This window comes from Vibrio iocasae (assembly GCF_042245395.1).
GTDB lineage: Bacteria > Pseudomonadota > Gammaproteobacteria > Enterobacterales > Vibrionaceae > Vibrio > Vibrio iocasae.
In genome coordinates this window covers 1,526,532-1,543,240 of the sequence record NZ_CP145310.1, presented here as the reverse complement: position 1 = coordinate 1,543,240, position 16,709 = coordinate 1,526,532, and the positions used below count along the sequence as shown (strand labels likewise).

General features: G+C 44.2%; 11 protein-coding genes. 6 read left to right on the top strand and 5 right to left on the bottom strand.

Going from position 1 to position 16,709, the window contains the following annotated elements; genetic code table 11:
* Window positions 1-200: 200 nt before the first annotated feature.
* From SNR28_RS06875 to glgB, 3 genes are all read left to right on the top strand, one after another.
* On the top strand, window positions 201-2,654 hold the full coding sequence (locus tag SNR28_RS06875; protein ID WP_375748470.1) for a glycogen/starch/alpha-glucan phosphorylase: 2,454 nt from the start codon (window positions 201-203) through the stop codon (window positions 2,652-2,654).
* A gap of 133 nt (window positions 2,655-2,787) precedes the next feature.
* Entirely contained in the window at window positions 2,788-4,965 is a 2,178-nt protein-coding gene (gene malQ, locus SNR28_RS06870; protein ID WP_375748469.1) for a 4-alpha-glucanotransferase, read from the top strand.
* Between the two features lie 201 nt (window positions 4,966-5,166).
* Entirely contained in the window at window positions 5,167-7,353 is a 2,187-nt protein-coding gene (glgB, locus tag SNR28_RS06865; protein ID WP_375748468.1) for a 1,4-alpha-glucan branching protein GlgB, read from the top strand.
* Window positions 7,354-7,431: 78 nt separating this feature from the next.
* Here glgB and SNR28_RS06860 read toward each other — a convergent pair whose 3' ends face one another.
* The 3 genes from SNR28_RS06860 to SNR28_RS06850 all read right to left on the bottom strand — a co-directional run bounded on the left by SNR28_RS06860 (window position 7,432) and on the right by SNR28_RS06850 (window position 9,344).
* A complete protein-coding gene (locus SNR28_RS06860) occupies window positions 7,432-7,869 on the bottom strand; it encodes a helix-turn-helix domain-containing protein (RefSeq protein ID WP_375748467.1) in 438 nt (145 codons plus the stop codon).
* Between the two features lie 10 nt (window positions 7,870-7,879).
* Window positions 7,880-8,221, bottom strand: coding sequence for a DUF4258 domain-containing protein (locus SNR28_RS06855; protein WP_375748466.1), 342 nt, complete (start codon window positions 8,219-8,221; stop codon window positions 7,880-7,882).
* Window positions 8,222-8,387: 166 nt separating this feature from the next.
* Window positions 8,388-9,344 (bottom strand): AEC family transporter, encoded by a 957-nt coding sequence (locus SNR28_RS06850; protein WP_375748465.1) that lies wholly within the window; start codon window positions 9,342-9,344, stop codon window positions 8,388-8,390.
* A gap of 164 nt (window positions 9,345-9,508) precedes the next feature.
* On the opposite strand from SNR28_RS06850, the gene SNR28_RS06845 reads away from it, so the two are divergent.
* Entirely contained in the window at window positions 9,509-10,354 is an 846-nt protein-coding gene (locus SNR28_RS06845; RefSeq protein ID WP_375748464.1) for an alpha/beta hydrolase, read from the top strand.
* 151 nt (window positions 10,355-10,505) lie between these two features.
* A complete protein-coding gene (locus SNR28_RS06840) occupies window positions 10,506-12,047 on the top strand; it encodes a DUF3369 domain-containing protein (RefSeq protein WP_375748463.1) in 1,542 nt (513 codons plus the stop codon).
* 17 nt (window positions 12,048-12,064) lie between these two features.
* On the opposite strand, the gene SNR28_RS06835 is transcribed toward SNR28_RS06840, so the two are convergent.
* A complete protein-coding gene (locus tag SNR28_RS06835) occupies window positions 12,065-14,032 on the bottom strand; it encodes an ATP-binding protein (RefSeq protein ID WP_375748462.1) in 1,968 nt (655 codons plus the stop codon).
* A gap of 249 nt (window positions 14,033-14,281) precedes the next feature.
* Here SNR28_RS06835 and SNR28_RS06830 point away from each other — a divergent pair, with 249 nt between their 5' ends.
* Entirely contained in the window at window positions 14,282-15,088 is an 807-nt protein-coding gene (locus SNR28_RS06830; protein WP_375748461.1) for a substrate-binding periplasmic protein, read from the top strand.
* Between the two features lie 43 nt (window positions 15,089-15,131).
* Here the strand turns inward: SNR28_RS06830 and SNR28_RS06825 are convergent, their stop codons facing one another.
* Window positions 15,132-16,694: an ATP-binding protein gene (locus tag SNR28_RS06825; RefSeq protein WP_375748460.1), complete on the bottom strand. Its 1,563-nt coding sequence runs from the start codon at window positions 16,692-16,694 to the stop codon at window positions 15,132-15,134.
* Window positions 16,695-16,709: the final 15 nt, after the last annotated feature.

Sequence of the window (16,709 nt, the reverse complement as noted above, 5' to 3'; positions counted from 1 at the left end):
AGTTTTTATGTGATGCGCATCACTGATATTAGGGTGTAATACCTTCGTTTCTGTGAGGTCCATCAATTGGTTAGTGGGAGAGGAGTATCTACGCCCTCAGTACTCCTCCTTCGGCAAGGCCATACTAGGAGGATGTTCTGCTTTTATTACAAGTGCAGGATAAGCCACAGTTAAATTGAATCAAGTTATGAGATTTCATTATGAAACCTACCCAACAGAAGACTTTTGACAAAGCTCAGTTTCAGGCTGATGTTAAAAACCACCTAAACACAACATATGCAAAGACAGAAGAGCTGGCTACACCACGCGATTGGTACCTGGCAATGGGCCGCGCTCTTGCAGGTTTAACAACGTCTGATCTGCTACAAACTGAGAACGACAAAAAGATTCAGAATGCAAAAAGCGTAAACTACCTGTCTCTTGAATTCTTGATTGGTCGTCTAACAGGTAACAACCTTATCAGCATGGGTCTATACGAACAGATTGATGCTGCGATGAAAGAAATGGGCCAGAGCCTGACAGACCTTCTTGAAGAAGAACGTGACCCATCACTGGGTAACGGTGGTCTTGGCCGTCTGGCTGCATGTTTTATGGATTCTTGTGCTGCACAGGAGTTCCCGACGGTAGGTTACGGCCTGCACTATGAATACGGTCTGTTTAAACAGTCTTTCGAAGAATGTCACCAGAAAGAAGCACCAGACGCATGGCGTGGTGTTGAAGGTTACCCTTGGGAAGTTGCTCGTCCAGAGTACGCTCAGGAAATCGGCTTCTACGGCCACGTAGAACTTTATGTTGAAAATGGCAAAGAGAAGCGTCGTTGGGTTCCTGGCATGTTTGTTAAAGGTATGCCTTGGGATCTGCCAATTGTTGGTTACGAAAGCGATACTGTATACCCACTACGTCTTTGGGAATGTCAGGCTATCGCGCCTTTCTCTCTGGAAAGCTTTAACAACGGTGACTACTTCGAAGCTCAGCACTCACTGATCGACGCTGGTAACATCACCAAAGTACTTTACCCGAACGACAACCACGAAAAAGGTAAGACTCTGCGTCTAATGCAGCAGTACTTCCACAGTGCGGCGTCTGTTCGCGATATTCTTCGTCGTCTGGAAGTGGCTGGTCACGAGATCCAGGATCTTCCTAAGTACGAAACTATTCAGCTTAACGATACGCACCCAACTATCGCTATTCCTGAACTAATGCGCATCCTGATCGATGAGCGTGGTTTGAGCTGGGACGAAGCGTGGGAAATCTCAACCAAGACATTTGCTTACACTAACCACACACTTCTTCCTGAAGCACTGGAAACATGGCCTGAAGCACTTATTCAGCGTCTGCTTCCTCGTCACATGGAAATTATTTACCATATCAACCACCTACTCATGCAAGAAGTACGTGCGAAGTGGCCAGGCGATGTAGAGAAGCAGCGTAAGCTTTCTATCATCCAGGAAGGTTTCCACCGTATGGTTCGCATGGCTAACCTATGTGTTGTTGGTTCTTACGCAGTTAACGGTGTAGCAGCGCTTCACTCTGAACTTGTTAAGCGTGACCTGTTCCCTGAGTTCCACGAGCTATACCCAACTCGTCTGACTAACGTAACAAACGGTGTGACGCCACGTCGTTGGTTGAAGTTCTGTAACCCAGGCCTTTCTGAGCTTATCACTGACAAGATTGGTAGCGATTGGCCAGCGGATCTGGATCAGCTAACTCAGATTGCTAAGTTTGCTGAAGATAAGAAGTTCCAGAAAGAATACATGGCAGTGAAGAAGGCGAACAAAGTACGTCTTGCTGACTGGGTTCAAGAGAACATGGGTATTGAACTGGATACTGATGCCATCTTTGATGTACAGATTAAGCGTCTTCACGAGTACAAGCGTCAGCACCTGAACCTGCTGCACATTCTGTCTCTGTACCACCGTCTGAAGAACGATCCGAAGTTCGATATGGCACCACGTGTCGTGTTCTTTGCAGCGAAAGCAGCACCGGGTTACCACCTGGCGAAAGAAATTATCTACGCTATCAACAAAGTAGCTGAGACGATCAACAATGATCCAAGCATCAGTGACAAGCTGAAAGTGGTATTCATCCCAGACTACCGTGTAAGCATGGCTGAAATCATCATTCCGGCAGCAGACGTTTCTGAGCAGATTTCTACTGCAGGTAAAGAAGCATCTGGTACAGGTAACATGAAGATGGCTCTGAACGGTGCACTGACTATTGGTACGATGGATGGTGCAAACGTAGAGATTCGTGAAGAAGTGGGTGATGAGAACATCTATATCTTCGGTCTGGACGTTGATGGTGTAGAAGAGGTTCGTGCTCGTGGCTACAACCCATTCGATTACTACAACACTAACGAACTGCTAAAAGCATCTCTTGGCCTTCTGCTAACAGATACTTTCACTCCGGGTGAACCAGGTCGTCTTCGTCCTGTATACGATTCACTTCTGGATGGTGGTGACCCGTACCTATGTCTTGCTGACTTTGCTTCTTACGTTGAAGCGCACGAAGCGATGGACAAACAGTACCGTGACCAGGCTGGTTGGGCTCAGAAGGCAATTCTGAACACTGCACTAGTTGGTAAGTTCAGCTCAGACCGTTCGATTCGCGATTACGTGAACAACATCTGGAAACTGGACGCAATTAAGCGTTAATTGACACTAAGCCGGGGATACTTCCCCGGCTTAATACCCAATCCAATAACCATTTTACATCCGAGATGCTTACTGGATTTGGTATACCCTACTTATTATATGTGAAGGCCCGCTTCAGCCTTCGGAGAGAGCGATGAAAGATAAATCAGTTTTAAAACAAGTCGCTGAAATGGCTAGAATTTCAGACAGCTATGTCAGTGCATGGGGAGATGACGCATTCGTTTCTGATGAAACGATAAGGAGCCTTCTGGGCTCTCTTGGGTACGATACGTCCAGTGATGAGAACCTGCTTAAGTCTGCAGAAAAAAAACATAAAAAAGATGTTTTAGGTCCGGTTCAAGTTATCAAAGATAGCGACCAGCCGGTAGAAGTTGAGCTGAACCTGGGTGTTAGCGCGCGTGAAAGCGAGTTCAGCTGGCGTCTGGAAACCGAGCAGGGCGATGTTCTGGAAGGTTACCTTCAGTCTCAGATTGTTCGTGACGATCGTGCAGAGGGTGGCCCTCTGGTATTCCAGCTTCCTAACTTACCTTGGGGTTACCACAAACTTTCTGTTTCTCGTAAGCGTCGTAAGACTCCGTACGAGATGACTATCATTGTTACTCCAAAGTCATGTTTCAAGCAAGATAGCCTCGAACAAGATAAGAAACTTTGGGGCCCGAGCGTTCAGCTTTATACCCTAAAGACACCTCATAACTGGGGTATTGGTGACTTCGGTGATCTTAAGCAACTTGTTGGTGAGATCGCCTCTCGTGGTGGTGACTTTGTTGGTCTTAACCCGATTCACTCTCTTTTCCCGGCTAACCCAGAAGGGGCGAGCCCGTACAGCCCGTCTTCTCGTCGTTGGCTGAACATCCTATATATCGATGTTAGCTCAGTACCTGAGTTCGCATTGAGTGTTGAAGCACAGCAAAAAGTAGGCAGCTCTGAGTTCCAGCAGCGCCTTAAGAAAGTACGTGAAGAACACTGGGTAAACTACACAGAAGTTTCTGATCTTAAGATGAGTGTACTTCCGCTTCTTTATAACGAATTTAAAACCAGACATCTGGATAAAGAAACTGAACGTGCAGGTAACTTCTTGTCATTTGTTGAGCTTGGTGGTGACAGCTTGTTGCATCAAGCAGCTTTTGACGCGATTCATGCACACTTACATGCGGAAGACTCGTCTGTCTGGGGCTGGCCGGTATTCCCTGAAAAATATCGTAGCTTTGAAAATGCAGCAGTACAAAAGTTCATTAAAGATCACGGTGATACGGTTCAGCTTTATCTTTACCTTCAGTGGCTGGCTGATGGCCAGATCAAAGAAGCTCAGGCTCTTGCAGAAGAGAAGGGCATGTCAGTTGGTCTGTACCGCGACTTAGCGGTTGGTGTAGCAAACTCTGGTTCAGAAACTTGGGCAGACGAAGGCAACCTGGTAATGGACGCAAGCATTGGTGCTCCACCAGACATTCTTGGTCCTCTTGGACAAAACTGGGGACTACCACCGCTTAACCCACAGGTACTTCAGGCGACAGGTTACGACGCATACATCAAACTCCTACGTGCGAACATGAAACATTGTGGTGCTCTTCGTATTGACCACGTACTTGGTTTGCTTCGCCTTTGGTGGATTCCAGAAGGTAAGGGTGCGACAGAAGGTGCATACATCTATTATCCTGTAGAAGATATGCTTGCGATTCTTGCGCTTGAATCACATCGTCATCAGTGTAGTGTTATTGGTGAGGACCTTGGCACAGTTCCTGACGAAATCGTAGATATTCTTGCTGATGCAGGTGTACACTCATACAAGGTATTCTTCTTCGAAGTAGCGGAAGATGGCGGTTTCTACTCTCCATCACACTACAAAGAGCAATCAATGTCTGCACTTTGTACGCACGATATGCCAACACTGCGCGGCTTCTGGCACTGCGACGACCTTAAGATGGGTAAAGAGCTTGGTCTGTACCCGGATGAGGAGCAACTAGAGAAGTTGTTCGATGATCGACTTGAATGTAAACAAGGTATTCTGGACAGCGTTGCCTGGCATGGATTCCTGCCAGAAGGTGTTGGACGTGATGCTTCTTTGGTTCCTATGGACTCCTATCTGGCGGAAGCGTTGCAGCTTCACGTTGGTGCAGGTTCTTCAGCGCTGCTAAGTGTGCAGCTTGAAGACTGGCTGGAAATGGATAAACCCGTTAACATTCCGGGTACGGTAGATGAATACCCGAACTGGAGACGTAAGCTTTCACTTACTCTGGACGAGATCTTCTCAAGAGCAGAGGTAAACCGAATCGCGAAACGTCTGACTGAAGTCCGAGCACAAGCGAGCGAATAGTTGTTTAAACTCAAAGAAATCGCTGTTAGTGACGTAATTCATTGTTTACGTCACTCAATGTACATCGGATGTTCGGTATATTAACCGTACGCTAACCGCCCGCACTAGCGGGCTTTTTTGCGAAAGGCAACAATTGATAATAACCCCCTCAAAATGCCATGGATTATTTTTTGTAAGTAAGATATTAAAGGGAGACGGCAGTTGAACAATTCTAAAATCTCGAAAGAGACCAAGGCTTATAACCAGCTAGCTCAGGCGGCTTTTTCGGAACCATTCTCCTTTCTTGGACCTTATCATATCGCGGAAGATAAGGTTTCCCTTAGAGTATGGATGCCGGGTGCGGATAAAGTAGAACTTGTTTTAGAAGGTAAGCCGCGTGTCGAGCTTGAAAGAGACTCAGAGAGCGGCTTTGTTCTGCGTGATGGTTCAGACCTAACGTTTACGCACTACAAATTAGCAATCGATTGGGCTGGTGTTGAACAGATCATTGACGATCCATATCAGTATCATGGGCTTTACGCTTCATATGAAGATCTGCACACACCTGTAAACATGTTCCATCATATGGGTGCACAGATGATGACCATCGAACGTGATGGTGAGCAGATTTCTGGTACACGTTTTCTGGTTTATGCACCGCACGCTTCAGCAGTAAGTCTGATCGGTGAGTTTAACCACTGGGATGGCCGCCGCACGCCAATGCAGCGTCTGGACTACGGTGTTTGGGGCATCTTTATGCCAGAGATGCCGGAAGGTACTTCCTACAAGTATGAGCTGAAAGGCCCACACGGTGAAGGCCTGCCGCACAAAGCTGACCCATGGGGTTTCCACGCGGAGCAGTATCCTTCATTTGCGTCAGTAACATATGACCACAATCGTTACCAGTGGAAAGATAAGGCATGGCAGAATCGTGAAGTCACGGTTAAGACCAAAGAAGCTCTGTCTTTCTACGAGCTTCATGCGGGCTCCTGGAAGCGCAACGAAGATGGCAGCTTTATGAGCTACCGCCAAATGGCTGAAGAGCTTGTACCGTATCTAAAAGATATGGGCTACACACACGTAGAGTTGATGCCTGTATCTGAGTATCCATTCTATGGTTCGTGGGGTTACCAGCCAGTAGGTCTTTTTGCACCGACAAGTCGCTTTGGTTCTCCGGATGATTTCAAATTCTTCATCGACGCGTGTCACGAGGCAGGAATCGGTGTGGTTCTAGATTGGGTACCGGCCCACTTCCCTGCGGATAGTCACGGCCTGGCTAACTTTGATGGTACACCGCTGTACCACGATCCAGATCCACGTCGTGGCTGGCATCAGGACTGGAACTCTTTCATCTATAACGTTCACAAGGAAGAGGTTCGCCGTTTCCTTGTATCTAACGCACTGTATTGGTTTGAACAGTTCCATATCGACGGTATTCGTGTCGATGCGGTTGCTTCTATGCTGTATCTGGATTACTCACGTAGTCATGATCAGTGGATTCCTAACGTTGACGGTGGCCGTGAAAACTACGAAGCCATTGCTATGTTTAAGTGGATGAACGAAGAAGTTTATCGCCACTTCCCGAACGCAATGACAATCGCAGAAGAGTCAACAGCGTTCCCAGGTGTATCCGCGCCAACATTTATGGGTGGTCTGGGCTTTGGCTTTAAGTGGAACATGGGTTGGATGCATGACAGCCTTTCTTACATTCAGGAAGAGCCTGTGCATCGTAGCTACCACCACGACACAATTACCTTCCCACTGATTTATGCACACAGTGAAAACTATGTATTGTCACTGTCTCATGATGAGGTGGTTTACGGTAAACGCTCTATTCATGACAAGATGCCAGGTGATGAGTGGCAGCAAACAGCGAACTTGCGTGCTTTCCTTGGCTATATGTATGGTCAGCCAGGTAAGAAGCTGAACTTTATGGGCACTGAGTTTGGTCAGACAAGCGAATGGAACCACAATGAACAACTAGAGTGGCATCTTCTTGAGTATGAACGCCATCAGGGTGTTCAGGATCTGGTTCGTGACCTTAACTTCCTTTACCGTAAAGAGGCGGCTCTGTACGATCAGGATTGTGAGCCTGCAGGCTTTGAATGGCGTCTTTCTGATGCTGCAGATGCAAGTGTTCTTGCTCATGAGCGTATCAGTGAAGATGGTGAACGTATTCTGGTCGTGACAAACTTTACCCCAGTACCACACGAGAAGTTCCGTCTGGGCGTACCGGTCAAAGGCAAGTACAAGTTACTACTTAATACTGATGATGCAAAATATCAGGGTAGTGATTTTGGTGCTTATAAGACTCGTAAAACCGAAGATGTGGAAAGTGAAGGTTTGGAACAGTCTCTGGTTCTTAAACTGCCACCACTATCTACCGTGTTCTATAAAGTTGGCAAGTAGCAATTTCTTAACTGAAGGCTAAAAAAACAAATCCGATATCAGCAATTGATATCGGATTTTTTGTTTGTGTAGATAATGCTAAGCGATCCGCCACTTTCGCTCTTCTTCTTCAAGGTGCAGCTCTGACATTGAATATTCAATTTCTACGTCGGAAAGCATGTTTAACATCAAACCGATTTGACTATCTTCGTCGTGAAACTCAGCGTATAAAGATCTGAGCGTAACATCAGCCGTTCGCGGTATTTGGGACTGTTCCTTTTCCCAACGTGCAACGGTTTGGGTGTCTACTCCTAGCAAATGACCAAGTGATTTTTGAGACATGTTTAACTCAATGCGGATGAACTTAAACTCCTCACCCAGTATTGGTCTGGTTTGAGAAACGATGTTTCTGCCGATTAAGGCATGAAGATCGTAAAGGTTATCGATACTTACAAACTCTTCGTCATCAATGACTTTTCTTGTGAAGCCATTCGTCAAATATACATATGACAGGCCACACTCTAAATAGTGATACACGTTAACCCCTTTATTTAACCATAACGGTAACGACGAATGCTGACGGATTAGTGTCGTGCTTTCTTAGCGAGACAACGACTTCGATTATTTCACCTGAAGCGATACCTTGTAGATTACATTTCCACTCACCACGAGGTGTTTGGTGAGGTGCTTCTGTAACTCGGCTGTGCTTATTACTCAATACTTGAAAAAGTTGCATTCGAGTAACTCCCCGTTGTTCCATTCGTTCTCTCGCATGAGCACCAAGGAATATTTTGGATGTATCATTAATCGCCAAATTATTTACAAGTTTCTTCGCTGATTGTGAAGTCAATGGAAACTCGTAAATCCCTTCAACTTGATTGTCGGACATAAAAACTACCTATCAAATTGATAGCTAAAAGTATGTGTTAAAAAAAGATCAAACGCAAGAATATAGAAAGCTATACAGAGTAGAAGGGGGGCGGATATTAAATGGAACTCGGTTTATAAGCCTTCATTCTATTCAATTGGTCTATGCACTTAGGTGAGCTTCATTTTTACATTAAGGAGAATACAGAGAGGATAAAAATACCACTGGTTGTTGACAACAAAGAAAGTAGGGTAGTGAGTGCAATGATGTTAGCGGCAAGAGTTGGATTGCCTCCCATGGCTCTTGCCATTACATAGCTAGCGGCAGCGGTGGGTGCTGAGCTCATAAAGAACACAATACCTAGCTCTAGTCCGCGATAGCCCAATAAGAGTGCTGCTGAGGTAATAAATAGTGGAGCCAGAGCTAGCTTATAACAAGTTGAAACCCACGCAGGCTTACCTTCGTTTTTGAGGGACCAGAGATTGAGTGAACCACCGGTACAAAGTAGTGCCAAAGGCAGCGTCATATTGGCAAAGTACTGGCCTGCACTTAGTACCATCTCAGGGACAGGAATGGAAAGAGTGTAAAAAAGGATTCCGGTCATGATCGCTAAAATTAGCGGATTTCGTGTGATGCTCTTTACCATCACTTTGCTGACTTGAGAAAAAGAGCTGTCTCCTTTTGGTGTAAGAGCGATAACTGCCAGTATGTTGTACAAGATAGTCATAGGAGCAACATAAATCGCAGCAACAGCGACAGCATCATGGCCATATGCGTTGGCAACATACGCCAGTCCGATAATCGCGGTGTTTGCGCGATAAGCACCCTGAACCACAACACCTTTATCTTTTTTGTTTGAAATCGCCTTACCGACGGTGGCTGAAGTAAAAATGAAAAACAGAATATTGGCGATGATGCCAAATGCGATAAAGTCTGTTGCACTGCCAAAATCATGATCTGACTTAACAATACTTAAAAAAAGTAGGGCTGGAAGAGTAACCTGAAAAACCAGTTTTGAGGCTACATCGATAAAATTATCATTAATAAGTCCGACTTTTTTGAAGATAACACCAAGAAAAAGCATCAGGCAGATAGGGCCTGTAATTGAAACAGAAAAAGCCAGTTGTGCTAGAAAGTTGTCCATTCTTTCCCTAAGCCAAAAGTGTTACGCATTATTGTGTCATACCGTATTAGCAGAGGGAATAGCGAGTTGATGAGAGTAAATATTCAAATGTTGCGTATCTGTAACGGATTAATGCTAAGTCATTTGTTATAGTGTCGAAAAATATAATTAAAATGGCTTAAATAATGAGTGAGAAGATTTACTTCAGCAAATCAGGAAAAAATAGTTTTAAAAAACAACTTATTAATCTCTCTACCCGCTTACATCATACCGTTGCACCAAAACATGCAAAAAACACTGCGAAGAGATTATTTTTAACACCGGTCAGAACGCGGAATGCCAATGAAGCGCCAGAGGGTCTGATAGCGCACGATCTAAAAACCGACGAAGGCGTATTGAAACTCTACTCCTTAGGTTCAGGGCCTGTCTGGTTGTTAACGCACGGTTGGTCCGGTTCATCCAGCCAGTTTTATCCTCTCATGGAACATATTGCTGCCAATGGCTATACAGCTGTTGCTTACGACCAGCCTGGGCACGGAGATAGCGGTGGCGCATATGGGCATATACCTGTATTTGTCCGTTGCCTTGAAGCGGTGCTTGATCATCTTGATGATGTCGCAGGTGTCGTCGCGCATAGCATGGGAACTGCCGCTACACTGGAGTGTCGTCACGCAAAAATTGCGGAATGTCCTCTGCTGCTTATTGCACCCGTTCTCGATTATCTCGATAACCTGTTTGGCAGCGTTGCACGTTCAGGTTATTCAATGAAGCTGTTTCAGGAAGTCGTGGAGGATGTTGCCGCGCAGTATCATTATCCTATTCACATTATCGACCCGTATCAGCACCTGATGAACCGAAAATCTCCTACGTATATCGTCCACGATGAGAAGGATCGATTTACTAAATACTCAGTATCAAAGAAAGCAGCCCAAGAGAGTGATGAAGTGACACTCCTAACGACACATGGGCAAGGGCATGGAAGAGTTATGAAATGTCCAGAGGTAATGGAAGCATTCTCCAGGTTAATGTAAATTAGCCATTATTAATTAACATATGTCTCACTTCTTAGTGATCCATATTTGAAGTACAAGAATTTTCTTGAATTTTTCCAAAATAAGAGCGTTACTATAGTTATATACAAGTACTAGACTATGACCGCAAGAGTGTAGCTGTGAGGTGAAAATGGAGTTGTTTGCCGACCACCGTAAACAAAATAATAATGATGAAGATAATCAGCGAAAAGCGCCACTTAAACCGTGGCGGGTTCTGCTCGTTGATGATGATGTACAGATGCATCAAATTACTAAGTTGGCACTTAATGGTTTTCTATTTCAGGACAGAAAGTTAGAGTTGATCTCTGCTTACACTGGGATCGAAGCAAAAGAGATCTTAGACAGCAGTGATGATATCGCTGTAGCTTTGATTGACGTTGTAATGGAAACTGAGCATGCAGGGTTAGAGCTAGTTAAATACATCCGTACCGAGCTTCAGAACCATATGACGAGGCTGGTGTTGCGTACGGGGCAGGCTGGTCAGGCTCCTGAAGATATGGTCATTCAGGAATATGAAATTGATGACTATAAAGAGAAGACTGAACTTACCACGCAGAAGCTAAGAACATTGCTTTACTCCATGCTTCGCTCTTATCGCGATCTCTGTATTATCGAAGAGCAGAAAGAAGGACTGAGCAAGGTTATCGAAGCTTCAGCGAATGTGCAGAATACGAATACTCTCAAAACTTATGCTTCTTCCGTTCTGAATCAACTGACTTCTCTTCTCGACCTTGAAGCATCCGCATTTTACTGTGTTGTGCAACCTTGTCCGGATAGTGAGGATACAAGAGCATTGACGCTTGCAGCGACAGGCGATTACGTCAACTTTTATCCGGTTTGTTCGTTTGATCTATTACCTGAGCTGGTTGCGACTCGCTGCACTGCAGTGCTCGAACAAAACGAATCCATTCAATACGATGATGCATACGTGCTTTTCTCTGAAGATGAGCGTAAGGTTATCAGTATCTTGTATGTAAACTTAAAAGAGCAACTTTCTGATCTGGACAGACAGCTGCTTAGAATTTACATGCACAACATCGCCCTAACCTTTGAAAACCTGAACCTGTTAGTTGATTTGCAGGACACTTCTAAGGAGCTTGTATATAACCTTGCAAACGCAGTAGAAGCGCGTAGTAAGGAAACAGGGGCGCATGTACAGCGAGTTTCCATGATATCCGAGAAGTTGGCTAAGCTATACGGTTTGGATGAAGAAACGACGCTGATGATTAAGCACGCTTCACCGCTTCATGATATTGGTAAAGTAGCGATTCCTGATAGTATTCTGCATAAGCCAGGCAAGCTTGATGCGGAAGAATGGGAAATCATGAAGAAACACGTGGATTATGGTGTGGAGATCCTGAGTAAATCCAAACGTCGTTTAATTCTGGTTGCCCGAGAAATTGCCGGTTATCACCATGAGAAATGGGATGGTTCCGGTTATCCAAATGAACTTTCCGGAGAAGACATTCCAATTGCCGGACGCATTACGGCACTGGCGGATGTATTTGATGCCCTTGGTTCTAAACGTAGCTACAAAGATCCTTGGTCTGATGAAGATATACAACGCGAAATTGAGGCCCAAAGCGGTAAACACTTTGAGCCTAAGCTGGTTGAACTAATGGTTGAACGTTGGGAAGAATTTATCGCCATTCGCGATATGTATCCTGATTAAACTTCTTACCGTTTCGTTTATATTTCCTCTTCAATACCACTCTCTAAGGAGAGTGGTAAATTTTGTGGGATAGAGAATATAAAATGCACACCTTCGTCTGGATTAGAATCAAACTCCAGATTCCCTTTGAGCTTCTGGTGAATTAAGTTGAATACCAGATTTAGCCCCAAACCAGAACCGCCGAATCCACGTTTCGTGGTAAAGAAAGGCTCAAAAATTTTCTGGTGGTACGATCTATCGACACCACAACCATTGTCCCGGTACTCAAATACAACATCGTCACCTTTTAACTCGAAAGTAATGCTTATCTCCGGCTTCTCCTGATTTTCAAAGGCGTGATTCACACTGTTGAGCACAAGGTTAGATACAACTTGAGTAAGCACTCCAGGCAGACTATTCATCGATATTGCTTTGTCACCGATGATGACAGGCTCTACAGGCACTTTACGTGTCCTTGAATGCAAACTCGCCAGTAAGGCATCCAATACATTGTAAACAACGAACTGGCTTCGGCTTTCTGAAACCTGATCAACGGCTGTTTGCTTGAAGTCTTTGATGAGCTTAGCTGCCCGGCTAAGATTGTCTTCAAGCATTACGTTAGTGTCATTCATGCGGGACATCAGTTCCTGGAACTGAACACTTGTTAGTGTTTGAGAATCGAATGCACGATTTAGCTCTGTAGCAATCTCTTTGATAATCGAGGCAGCTGTTACCGAGATTCCGAGTGGGGTATTTACTTCGTGCGCCACACCAGAGACCAAGCCACCCAATGCTGCCAGTTTCTCAGACTCAATCAGTTTCTCCTGAGTCTGCCTTAGATTATTCATACTGGCCTGAAGGTCGTGAGTTCGTTCTTCCACTTTTTTCTCTAGGTTTTCATTGAGCTCTTCCAGATCAATGAGCGCTTGCTGCAGCACGGTAATGTCAATGGCAGTACCACGGAAACCAAGGAACTGTCTTTCTTCTCCGTCCTGTTCCTCTTCATAATTTGCAATGGCCTGAAGCAAGAGGTAATGGGTTTTACCATGTATCTCGACTTTCTCCTGGCAAAACTCGAATGACTGTTTGTTGTTTATATTGGTTAGAAACTGTTGCGTATTTTCAAAGATATTCAGTTCGCGAATATCGAGGTGTACGCTGGTATCCAGTCCCAGGTGTTTCTCCATTTCGCTGGATACATAGATAAGCTGATTGTCTGCGTTGGTTTCCCACAGCCAGTCGGAAGAGACATTGGCAAAATCGGTAAATCGTTCTTGCTCATACTTAATGTTGTTGTAGAGCGTTGTTAATCGATTGGTTATTCGGTTTGTTTCATCACCAAGCCATTGAACTTCATCGGCTCGTGACATCATGATTTTTCTGTATCTCAATCGCAGAGGCTTTCTGGGATGCCTTGGGTTGTAGTTTCTAAGATAACGAGCGATAGCAAAAATACGTTTATTGATACTCTCGTTGACGACCATCAGAATGACCAGACAGACGATCATGGTCTTAATACCATTGATGATCAGGGTCACCATAAATTGCCACAAAAGATAATCGTATATCTCTTGTGCATCGGAATGAACGTACAGTGTACCAAGATATTCGGCTTTGGAACTTGGAGTTTTTCTATATACAACCGGGTAACCGTCGATAACCCGGTTGGTGGGTACTGCGGTACCCGCTTTAAAATGATCGTGTGCTGAGCGTATTTCCAGGTAATCGATTCGAGGTAGGTTTACCAGACCTTCCAGACGTTGTTGCACAAGCTTTAAATCGAACTCCCAAAGTGATGCTGCAAGTAGAGGAACGTGGACCATTTGGATCTCTTTGTGTCTCGCTTCTACGGCATTAAATTCTCGCGTGTAGTCCCAGGACAGCTGAAGAAGAGTTGAAGATAAAGTAACCGTACTACTGATCAGAACCATGATTAAAATGATTCGCTTACCAACACCGCTGAATATTGGGCTTTTGATACTTTCTTCAAGCTCTTTATTTTTCATTTTTGACCTTTACATTCAATCCTTTGGTAGAGGTAATATAAGTATATATTTATATTAGATAGTTTGTTAAAAAAAGAAAACTCTGACATAAGTATACTCAATCAAACTCGTTTTCCATTTTTGGATATCAAATATTGAGAACATTTAAGGATTTATTACTAATAATAAATTAATCAATTGGTAGTAACGTGAACTCTATTTTCATTTTCTATAATTAGGAAAGGTGTTAATCGGGTTTAGGAGAGGTCTATGAAATCACGCTTGCTGTGTCGAATAGCCAGACTACCTGCTCTTGCTTTTTTATCTGCGCTCAATGTGTTCATCACACTTCCTTCTCATGCAGATGACATCGTACACCTGACCATAGGCGAATGGCCTCCCTACACATCTCAACAAAGCCCGTTTGGAGGGTTTGCTGCTCATGTCGTTACCGAAGCGTTTAGCGCAGTTGGTATGGATGTGGAGTATCGATTTTTGCCGTGGGCCCGAGCTGGAGAATATGCAAAGCGTGGAAGAGATACTCATGGCGGGGAGTGGCATGGCTCCGTTGGTTGGGCATATACGGAAGAAAGAAGTAAATACTATGAGTTTAGTGATGCCTTAGGACAAAGCGAACAAGTGCTCTTCTTCCTAAAATCCAGACCGGTGTACTGGAAGGAGTTGTCCGATCTAAAAGGGAAAACCATTGGTGTCACCTTAGTTAATCCATACTCAAGGTTATCAAAAGCAGCCAAAAACGGTCTTATCTATCTAGATACAGGTGGAGGATATGAAGTCTTATTAACTAAGCTTTTGTATCGTCAGATAGATGCCATTTCCATGACTAAGGAAGTTGGGCTTCATTATTTAGAAAACAACTACTCCGAAGAAGAGAAATCAAGAATCGATTATTCACCAGTTCCGCTTTCAAGCCGAGATTTTTACGTTGTCTTTTCTAAAGAGATAAAGAAAAACAAAATGCTAAGAGAAAAATTCAATCGTGGTCTGAGTATCATTAAACGCAATGGTACTTATGATCTGATATATAAAAATCTGCAAGAGGGAAAATATCACTAAGGAATATTAATTGGATGACCATCACTCGGACGGTCATCGGTTTTTAGTCATCGCAGTTCAACTCTTTTGGTAAGGTGAAGACAAAGTGCACTCCCTGACCTGGGCTGGAGGTAAAACTCATGTTCCCTTTAAGCCTGTCATGAACCAGTGACTGAACCAGATTGAGGCCAAGTCCATTTTTTCCGGTTCTTTTACTGCTGGAATAGAAAGGTTCAAAGACTTTTTCATGTAAAGACTCAGGAATACCGCACCCATTGTCCCGGTACTCAAGAACTATATTCTTACCAGATTCGCGGAATGATATCTCAATCTCAGGTTCGGGTTGGTCGTAGAATGCGTGTTGTACACTATTTACGATCAGGTTGGACAAAAACTGTGTGATACTTCCCGGCAGACTGTTCATCATCAGCTCTTCGCTTCCGGTGATGAGTGGGACTACAGGGACTTTTCGCGTCTCCGGATACATACTCGACATCAACGCTTTCAAGATCTCTTTGATATTGAAAGAACAGCAAGTGTTCGATACCTGATCGATAGCGGTTAGTCTGAAGTCATGTATAAGTCTGGTACCCTTGTTTAGGTTTTCAGCAAGCATGTCCGAGCTTATCGTCAATCTTTCCATCAGCTCTTCAAATTGATGACTGGTAAGAGTTTGGTTTTGAAACGACTCTTTGAGTTCATCTCTTAGATCCTGAATGACAGATGTCGCAGTAATAGAGATACCCAAAGGTGTGTTCATTTCGTGAGCCACACCTGCAACAAGTCCTCCCAACGTTGCCAGTTTTTCTGATTCAACTAAATGTTTATTTTGAGTTTCATTTTTATAGATTTGCTGCTTCAGGCTTTCGCGCATAGACAACATGTCCCTGCCTAGCTGGTCTATTTCATTTTCACCAGAAACGTCCAAATCTGCGAGTAAATCACCCTTAGCCACTTGTTTGGAGAAGCGTGATAGTTTGTTGAGTTGATGATTGATGCTCAAAAGAACGGCATAGCTGCAGGTGACAAACAATACTATTGTCGCCACTGCGATAAGGCTAATAAGCACCATTCCCTTTTGAGTTTCACTTTTCGTGTCTGCATAAAAAGATTTGAGTTTATTATCGGCAAATAGCTTTATGTCATTTACAACTCTGGTTAAACGTTCGATATGAACGGCACTTTCTGTGGTTGTGACCTGATAGGCGAGTTCGGGGCGGTTTAGGGAACGATAGTTAAAGACTTTCTGTCGGATTGGCTCCCAATCCAAAAATAGTTGGCGAAGTTTTTTTATTTCAGACGGGTCCCCTAAGTACCTCTCCTTAAGAACCTCATAGTGACCGAGAGTTTCTCGGTGAAGGCGGCTAATCTCTCTTTCTGCTTGTGTTACGTCGTTTTCCTGAGTGATGTCTTTCATCTCTCGGTTGATCAGTTCTATGTTTAGAGCGATTTCATCGATGGCGTTTGAAACAGTGACAGGATGGTCGTAAATCATCTCGACCAGATTACCAAGTCGGTTGTACTGCACAAGATTAATGACAAGAGAAGCCAGAATACAAACAATGGATAACGAAATAATTATCCCTATTCGAGCCTTAACCGATATTTTTCTAAACACATCTAACATTATCATCCTTGCATG

Coding starts and splice junctions, on each gene's coding strand:
- malQ (WP_375748469.1), top strand. CDS start 2,788: ATGAAAGATAAATCAGTTTTAAAACAAGTCGCTGAAATGGCTAGAATT.
- SNR28_RS06840 (WP_375748463.1), top strand. CDS start 10,506: ATGGAGTTGTTTGCCGACCACCGTAAACAAAATAATAATGATGAAGAT.
- SNR28_RS06830 (WP_375748461.1), top strand. CDS start 14,282: ATGAAATCACGCTTGCTGTGTCGAATAGCCAGACTACCTGCTCTTGCT.
- SNR28_RS06845 (WP_375748464.1), top strand. CDS start 9,509: ATGAGTGAGAAGATTTACTTCAGCAAATCAGGAAAAAATAGTTTTAAA.
- SNR28_RS06835 (WP_375748462.1), bottom strand. CDS start 14,032: ATGAAAAATAAAGAGCTTGAAGAAAGTATCAAAAGCCCAATATTCAGC.
- SNR28_RS06850 (WP_375748465.1), bottom strand. CDS start 9,344: ATGGACAACTTTCTAGCACAACTGGCTTTTTCTGTTTCAATTACAGGC.
- SNR28_RS06875 (WP_375748470.1), top strand. CDS start 201: ATGAAACCTACCCAACAGAAGACTTTTGACAAAGCTCAGTTTCAGGCT.
- SNR28_RS06825 (WP_375748460.1), bottom strand. CDS start 16,694: ATGTTAGATGTGTTTAGAAAAATATCGGTTAAGGCTCGAATAGGGATA.
- SNR28_RS06855 (WP_375748466.1), bottom strand. CDS start 8,221: ATGTCCGACAATCAAGTTGAAGGGATTTACGAGTTTCCATTGACTTCA.